Source organism: Mesorhizobium sp. M4A.F.Ca.ET.050.02.1.1 (assembly GCF_003997725.1).
Lineage (GTDB): Bacteria > Pseudomonadota > Alphaproteobacteria > Rhizobiales > Rhizobiaceae > Mesorhizobium.
This window is the reverse complement of sequence record NZ_RZSG01000400.1, coordinates 1-5,444: the sequence shown is the minus strand read 5'-3', so window position 1 is coordinate 5,444 and position 5,444 is coordinate 1. Positions and strand designations below refer to the sequence as shown.

Annotated in this window: 7 protein-coding genes; 3 read left to right on the top strand and 4 right to left on the bottom strand. The window is 59.0% G+C overall.

Going from position 1 to position 5,444, the window contains the following annotated elements; translation table 11 throughout:
• Nucleotides 1–56: 56 nt before the first annotated feature.
• Entirely contained in the window at nucleotides 57–269 is a 213-nt protein-coding gene (locus tag EOA33_RS22705; protein WP_126054710.1) for a helix-turn-helix transcriptional regulator, read from the bottom strand.
• Nucleotides 270–342: 73 nt separating this feature from the next.
• Between EOA33_RS22705 and EOA33_RS22700 the strand changes: the two genes are divergently transcribed.
• Nucleotides 343–1,545 carry a tetratricopeptide repeat protein gene (locus EOA33_RS22700; RefSeq protein ID WP_190234342.1) on the top strand — a complete coding sequence of 401 codons (1,203 nt, stop codon included), beginning with the start codon at nucleotides 343–345 and terminating at the stop codon, nucleotides 1,543–1,545.
• Between the two features lie 82 nt (nucleotides 1,546–1,627).
• Here the strand turns inward: EOA33_RS22700 and EOA33_RS22695 are convergent, their stop codons facing one another.
• Both EOA33_RS22695 and EOA33_RS22690 read right to left on the bottom strand, forming a co-directional pair.
• Nucleotides 1,628–2,353 (bottom strand): excalibur calcium-binding domain-containing protein, encoded by a 726-nt coding sequence (locus tag EOA33_RS22695; protein WP_245482409.1) that lies wholly within the window; start codon nucleotides 2,351–2,353, stop codon nucleotides 1,628–1,630.
• A 329-nt stretch (nucleotides 2,354–2,682) separates the two neighbouring features.
• On the bottom strand, nucleotides 2,683–2,991 hold the full coding sequence (locus tag EOA33_RS22690) for a hypothetical protein (protein WP_127406645.1): 309 nt from the start codon (nucleotides 2,989–2,991) through the stop codon (nucleotides 2,683–2,685).
• 431 nt (nucleotides 2,992–3,422) lie between these two features.
• Between EOA33_RS22690 and EOA33_RS22685 the strand changes: the two genes are divergently transcribed.
• Nucleotides 3,423–3,644 carry a DUF768 domain-containing protein gene (locus EOA33_RS22685; RefSeq protein ID WP_127406644.1) on the top strand — a complete coding sequence of 74 codons (222 nt, stop codon included), beginning with the start codon at nucleotides 3,423–3,425 and terminating at the stop codon, nucleotides 3,642–3,644.
• Between the two features lie 125 nt (nucleotides 3,645–3,769).
• On the top strand, nucleotides 3,770–3,967 hold the full coding sequence (locus tag EOA33_RS22680) for a hypothetical protein (protein ID WP_127406643.1): 198 nt from the start codon (nucleotides 3,770–3,772) through the stop codon (nucleotides 3,965–3,967).
• Between the two features lie 302 nt (nucleotides 3,968–4,269).
• Here the strand turns inward: EOA33_RS22680 and EOA33_RS39200 are convergent, their stop codons facing one another.
• Nucleotides 4,270–4,491 carry an RNA-binding protein gene (locus tag EOA33_RS39200; protein WP_190234341.1) on the bottom strand — a complete coding sequence of 74 codons (222 nt, stop codon included), beginning with the start codon at nucleotides 4,489–4,491 and terminating at the stop codon, nucleotides 4,270–4,272.
• Nucleotides 4,492–5,444: the final 953 nt, after the last annotated feature.

The following is a 5,444-nucleotide window of genomic DNA, read 5'->3' as shown; positions in this document are numbered from 1 at the left end:
CCTGTAGCCTGTCGAGCGATACCGGTGGCTCTTCGTCGGCAGAGCGTTTCGCACGCCTATTCTTCCTCCGACAATAAATCCATCGGCCTTACGCCTATTGCCTCTGCGATCTGCCAGAGCGTGATGACCGTTGGGTTCCTTTTTCCCATCTCCAATCCGCTTACGTAGGCACGGTCTACGCCCATTCGATCGGCGACCTCATGCTGCGTGAGGTTAGCCGCGATGCGGCAACGCTTCACGTTCTTCGCAACGAGCTGACGCATGTCCATACGGCATGCGTGGCGAATTGTGCACTTTAATGCGACGCATTATAGTGCACCATACAATGGTGAGGGGGCTGTCATGTCTGCACTAAAGAATCTCGCATGCCAGTTCGTGGTGCTGACGTTCTTTGCGTCCACTGCGTTATCCGCTGAGCAGGTGGACGAAGGGCCGCGCAATCTCGATCGTGCCGTGACCCTTTATCGGCAAGGAAATTTCGTGGGGGCGCTGTCCATTATCAGACCGCTAGCGACGTCCGGCGATGCCCGTGCAGAAACTTATCTCGCCAAGATGCTTCTCTCAGGTCAGGGTGTTCAGAGGGATGCGCCCGCTGGATTGGCGCTGTTGCGTGCTGCAGCTGATCAGGATTATCGCGAAGCAGAATTCCTGCTCGGGGCTGCATATGCGTCAGGAGAGCCAGGCCTGCCGGTAGATTACGTGGAGGCCTTGAAATGGCTGATAATAGCTAGAGCCCAAGACGGGCTAGCATACAGCATGCTGAGGGATCAGATGGGTGCCGAGAACGTGGCGACAGCCACTGCCAGAGCCGCGCGCTGGCGCGAAGACACCGACCGCAGAAAAGTGCAAGCTGCCTTGGCTCTCGGCAATAAGAATGAAGTTTCGGATCATCTTACCCGACTTGCTGATGAAGGCTTACCAGCTGCCCAATATGAGCTGGGTTTGTTATACGCCGCCGGAGTACCGGATGGCATCCCTTCGAAGAAGGTGCCAGGGTTGATGGATTTTCTACCGAATGACCGAAAGGCTGCAGAATTATTTCTTAGGGCGGCATCATTAGGTTATCCGCCGGCTCAGTCGAGGTTTGGGTCAATACTTTACGAAGGTCGAGGAGTGACCGCCGACAAGGCCGAGGCGGCGAAATGGTTCGAAAAAGCAGCTGCCCAGTCGGAAGTCAGCGCGATGATTGCGCTGGCGGACATGCTAGCAGCGGGAGATGGTGTCCGACAGGATCAAGGTCGAGCGTTCACATTGTACAGCCATGCTGCGGGCAAAGGTGATCCAGCGGCAATGAAGGCGCTGGGCGAGAGTTATGCAAGCGGCAAGCTTACCGAAAGAGACACCAAGCTTGCGTATATGTGGCTCACTCTGGCCAGTCAAATATATAGAAAAGAGCTTGTTGAGGTCTCTGCAAAAGAGGCCGACCTAACCCGCCTTGGCTTGGTCGAGCTGATGTCCCAGGATGAAATAGATCGTGCCAAGAACGCCACAGACATGTGCTTGAGCACACACTACCAACAATGCGGGGCATCATCTCTTCAATGAGCGCTGCTTGTGTTTGTGAGATTTTGACCGATCGATGTTCCGGTGGTCTCATTCGAAAGGAAGCTCAGCGTGTCGGTCCTGGCTAGCATGACGTCTCGCACGCTACGCCATCGCCGTCGCGATCCAGTTTCCCGCCCCAAGAGCAGTTCTGCAGATACCATTGGGCCTCGTCACACGAACTGATCTCCTTGCACGTCCGCCGCCGCTCGCACGAATAGCCGCTCTGTGCGACCAGCTTGCGGCTGACGATGCCGAGCGGCCGGCCCGACGGCGCCGCGCCGTCAGTGTGCGAAGCGCGCCAGTCCCAAGGCGGTTCGAAGTTGCCGACCCAAAGACCGATTTTCGCCGCCTGCGCCTTCGCCTGCTGTGGTGCGTAGGAGCCAAGGCTGTAGAGCGGCCAGTCGAGCGCTTGGCCATGCTCGACCATCCACGCCGCCACGCTGACGCCGTCGGCGCGCCGGCAGTCCCCGACGAAGCGGTGATAGCGATCCCAGCTCACGAACGTGCACTGCACCGGCCTCGATGCGGCCAGGAACGCATCCAGCGCTTCCGCCGATCGCCGGCCGCAAGGATATTCGAAGCCCTTTGCATCGTCGCAATACTGCTTGCTCTCCGGTGCGTCGATGCCGTTGAAGCGTATCCGCTGCCCGTGGACTTCGATCGTGTCGCCGTCGATGACGGAGGCGACGCCTGTGATCGGCTCCGGTTGCTTAGGCGTGATCAAATTTTGCAGGCTGATCTCATGCAAGCTGTCGGCGTGCTTCATGGCGGTCAGCGCGGCCAAAGCACCTGCCGCGCCGACGGTCACGAAGACCAGCCGTCGCGGCACGCTCGCCCACCGCAGGGCGCGCGAGCGCTTCGCGCCGGTGCGTTTGCGCCATTGACCAGATCGATTATCGTAGCGAGACTTGTCCAAGCCCTTTCCCCCGCGGGAGAGAATGCTCCCAAATGCGACGGAGGTCTAGAGAAGTCTCAATTTCGGGCAATACTTGGTTTCTAGGCGTCCATTTCTAGTGGCCTCTGGCCCGGCTGTTCATGCCAGATCACTTGCCGCAGTTCGCGCCAGTCAACCGCCTGGCCGCAACTCCTTGCCGTGGCGCCGGCCGATGATCGGCGGCCCGAGATCGGATAGCTACGTCATGTCGCTTTGTCCAGGAGCGGCATCTTCCGGGTCGGCGGCTTGTAGGATGTCACCAGCCGGAGCGTATCTGCATTCACCGTAACCGGCACCCCGAGATTGACCGTCACCCACTCACCGTCGATATGGGTGACGTCGCCGATCAATTCGATGGGCTGGCCTTTCTTCACCTTCGACGTTCTGTCGACGATCGAATGGGGGAAGCCGTAGGATGGGATCGAGACGCTGACGCGGTCTTCTGTCACGCGCCGGCGCACGGTCGCCGTGATCGCGACTTCATCGCCGACCTTGATCCTGCCCTTGCCCATGCAAGGAGTCTGGGGCGGTCGGCGGCTTAGTCAAGCAGTTGCTAATATTTACGAACGGAGACGGAACCTACATTCGCCTTCTAAGCTTATAGATGGCAGCGGTCATGTCCGCTTCTGGGTCCCAGAAAAGCCCGTCGCCAAGTCCTCCCAGCGACGGGCTTCTACTTGCATATCAAGCGAGTCGGGACCGTTCCAAAACCTTGGCTCGAAACAAAAGCCACCTTCAGCGGTTCCTCTTCATTGGAGGAAACCCATGTGCCCGACCACCGACAATGGGGATGATCGCAAAGCCCATCTAAAACTGTTGGCAGAGCGACTTACGAGGGAGACTGGCATCGGGGAGGAAGAGGCCAGGCGTCTGATCGATCTGATTGGAACAGATTGGGATTCGCTGTTTCGCGAGGCCCGATTCCTGAAAGGGCGGCATTGAGATGAGTACGCGCGGCATCAACTTCCTCCACAAATGGATTTCCAACAACATCTCGGAGACGGTCGGCGCCGACATCATCTCGGTGGCTGAATTGACCCAAAAGCTTTTTGCTGACGCCAAGGCAATCGGGATCGACAGCACGGAGATCGAGGAAGAAATTGGTAGCGTCTATGAGGTGATCTTTGACGCGACCGTTCATCGCGAGGCCGGCGTGGCGGATTGAGCGATGGGACGGCCAGCCGAGTGATGTTCCTTTCGAGGCGAGCACATCGGCCTGCCTCGATGCAGGATTTTTCGAGAGGAGTAGCCGGCTGGCCTGAGCCAATCCATATGCTAAAATGTCAACCCATGGACCAGAGAACCATCGATAAAGCGCTCGACTTGCTCAAGCAGTATCGCGACACCCTTGTGATGAGCCACGCGCCGATAGGGCCTGATGGCGTTCCTGAGATGCGCACGCCAGCACAGGCCGCTGACCCGCTCGAAATAGCCGCGCTGGAAGATATCGCCTCGCTCGATGCGGTCATCAAAGAGATGTCGATCTAACGTCTCCGACAGTAGGAACCGACCATTGGCCGTGTTGCGCGGGCTCCAAAATGGTTGCAATCTAGCCGTGCCCTGAAGCCCAGCTTTCGGGACACGGCCCGGCCCGCAAATCCTGTGTCACCTCGAGATAGCGAGCCGGGCTGTGGGTGTCCCCACCAGCCCGCTTTTGCAATTCAGATTTCGCAAAATTGTTCGGAACCGAGTACCGCTCTCGCGATTATCAGGATAGACGACCCAACCCCCTCCGAGGTCGTCAGCACTAGTACCAAGCAAAGCCCGCCGCCCTGAGACGGCGGGCTTCTCTATGCGCCCCTGGCAGTGCGCTGGTTTGAAAGCGTCCGCCACAAAGCGTCTTCTTCCGTCATGCCGTCCAGAAAAAGGCGGATCACTTCCCGTGCTAGGGCCTCTCTTTGCTCTCTGTCCTTGAGGGCTAGCCGACGCTCGGCGCACAGCCGGTCAAAAACCCGCTGGAGCATGTCCAGATCAGCGGGTTCGTACACACCGCCTTCGTTTGAGAGGGACATAATAGCCTCCCTCGATAATCTGCCGATATTTTGCCACCAGCAGCGCCGTCCGAAAACTGTAAATTTGTACGGAACCGTGGCGCAAAAGATGGACATGTCCCTGACACGAGGGCGGCCCGGCATCTTGGCGGGGTAGGCCAGAGCGACGCCGGGCCTAGCCGGTGGGGGTCGGGGGACAGGCACCGGTTGTCTGCCAGTATATGCGCCATGGCTAATAGATGCAGCCTGTCCGAACGAAGGAGCCGGCTGGCGGCGTATGCGGGTCGAGGCCGCACATGTGCATGCAATGAGTCTGGCGCTGGCTTCCGCCTCGTCGAGAGACTGGGCTGAATCCGATACCCCGCCGCTCGGTGTGCCCCCACACCCAGCGGCGGGCTAAGGTGACCGGCGCCTTCTCGTTGGGGAGAATTGCCTGGGCCCCGGCGCCGGTCTGGCGAACCATGGTCCGCCGCATATGCAAGATAGCTAATATCTACCTCAAAAGGATATGGTGCGATCGCGTAACCTCTTGGCATCGCGCCGGCCATCAGGAATATAATCCTTCCCGGTGCGGCGACCCCATTCACTAGGATCGCCATGACGCTTCTTGCCAAGAGTGTCTTCGGTGAATGGAAACTTCGTCGTGTTGCTGAGCTGGTGAAGCCGGCACGGGTCTGTCGGTCGACTGCCTGACCTGCAAGCGAAAGGCGTGCTCGGGCCAGAGCATGGAGCGATGCATTGGGACCTGATCAAGGTCATCTTCTGTCATGAGTGCCGGGACGCTGGCCACGACGACCGGAACCTGCAGTTCACCAACCATGCGGTGACGCCGGACAGGCGCAAAGGCTGGATGCCTTGTCCCTAAAGCGGGAGTAGCTCTGGACGACCCACCGGGCCGGTGGGTCGTCCAGAGCTACTCCCGCTTTAGGGACAAGGCATCCAGCCTTTGCGCCTGTCCGGCGTCACCGCATGGT